This window comes from uncultured Campylobacter sp. (assembly GCF_938018145.1).
In the GTDB taxonomy this organism is placed as follows: Bacteria; Campylobacterota; Campylobacteria; order Campylobacterales; family Campylobacteraceae; genus Campylobacter_A.
Window position 1 is genome coordinate 1 of sequence record NZ_CALIII010000259.1, and the last position, 1,770, is coordinate 1,770.

Here is a 1,770-nt window from a genome sequence, read left to right on the forward strand (position 1 = left end):
TGGCTAGATTTGCAGTCCAGGGAGTGATTTTGTTTAATGTAAAATCACTGGCTTGATATTAAATTTAAGATTAGAGCAGATAAAAGTTGGTTTTAATTTGATGTAAATTTAGAAGAGTTTGTCGGCTTAAAAGCCCGTGTAAAAAGGGTCGGACAAACCGCCCGACCCAAATTTGTGCTAGCAAATTTTAATAAAACGAACTAACCTTGCCCGTCAAATTTACCATGATATTTTTCATCTGAGTGTAGTGCTCAAGGATGATTTTGTGCGTTTCGCGGCCGATGCCGGAGCTCTTGTAGCCGCCAAACGGGCTGCCCGCCGGGATCTGGTTGTAGCAGTTTATCCACACGCGGCCCGTCTCCATCGCGCGCGCGGTGCGGATGGCGCGAGTGATGTCCTGCGTGAATACGCCGCCGCCTAGGCCGTATTCGCTGTCGTTTACCATCTTGATGAGCTCGTCCTCGTTTTTAAATTTGATCACGACGCCCACAGGCCCGAAGATCTCCTCTCTCGCCACGCGCATATCGTTGCTCACGTCCACTAGCAGCGTCGGCTCGACGAAGCTATCGCCCGCAGCCGCTAGTTTGCCTCCGACGGCGATTTTAGCGCCTTCTTTGACGCCGATGTTGATGTACTCGACGATTTTGGCGGCTTGTTTGGCGTTGATTTGAGAGCCCATCTGCGTCTTTGGATCGAGCGGATCGCCGACTTTTAGATTTTTAAATTTCTCCACCGCCGCGGCGATAAATTTGTCGTAAATTTTCTCCTCGACAAATATCCTACTGCCCGCGCAGCAAACTTGCCCTTGGTTAAACAAAATACCCATCTGAACGCCATCTAGAGCTAGATCGAAGTCTGCGTCGGCGTAGATGATGTTGGCTGATTTGCCGCCTAGCTCGAGCGTTGCCGGGATGATTTTTTCAGCCGCCGAGATAGCGATCTCGCGTCCGATCTCGGTCGAGCCGGTAAACGCGATCTTGTCGATGCCGCTATGCTTTTGCAAGAACTCGCCAGCGCCACTGCCCTTGCCCGTGATCACGTTTACGACGCCTTTTGGTAGCACGTCTTTGATGAGGCGCATTAGCTCGAGCACGCTCAGGCTCGTTTCAGACGACGGTTTTAGCACGCTCGTGTCGCCTGCTGCGATGACCGGAGCTAGCTTCCACGCCGCCATCAAAAACGGGAAATTCCACGGCACGATCTGCGCTACGACGCCGATAGGCTCGCGCAAGATTAGCGAGAGGTGCTTTTCCTCGAGCACGTTTGCGCTGCCTTCTTCGCCCTGGATCACGCCTGCAAAATACCTAAAATGCTCCGCCGCGTACGGCACGTCCACGTTTAGCGTCTCGCGGATAGGCTTGCCGTTGTCCATCGTCTCGACTGCGGCTAAAAAGTCTTTGTTTGCGTCGATTATATCGGCGATTTTGAGCAAAATTCTGCTTCGCTCGCTTACGGTGCTGTGGCGAAACGTCTTAAACGCCTCTCGCGCAGCCTTGACCGCGGCGTCCACGTCCTCTTTGCTCGCGTCCGCGATCGCGGCTAGCTTTTTGCCGGTGGCGGGATCAAAGGTATCTAGCGTCTTGCCGCTGCTTGCGGGGACGAATTCGCCGTTTATAAAAAGGCCGTATTTTTCTTGTAACTTAACCATTTTTTCTCCTTTAAAATTATTTAATAACTGAAATATTACTCCTCGAATATAAATAATTTGATAATTAGAAAATAATCGTTATCAAAAATTTGAGCGGAAATTTGACGGGATTCTAGGTTAAA

General features: G+C 50.5%; 1 protein-coding gene. It reads right to left on the reverse strand.

Going from position 1 to position 1,770, the window contains the following annotated elements; all coding sequences use genetic code 11:
- Window positions 1-187: 187 nt before the first annotated feature.
- Complete coding sequence (locus Q0338_RS05970) at window positions 188-1,648, reverse strand: aldehyde dehydrogenase family protein (protein ID WP_298085960.1); 1,461 nt, start codon at window positions 1,646-1,648, stop codon at window positions 188-190.
- Window positions 1,649-1,770 lie beyond the last annotated feature (122 nt).

Bases quoted from the DNA above. Each gene is read 5' to 3' on its own strand.
- Q0338_RS05970 (WP_298085960.1), bottom strand. From the start codon at position 1,648: ATGGTTAAGTTACAAGAAAAATACGGCCTTTTTATAAACGGCGAATTC.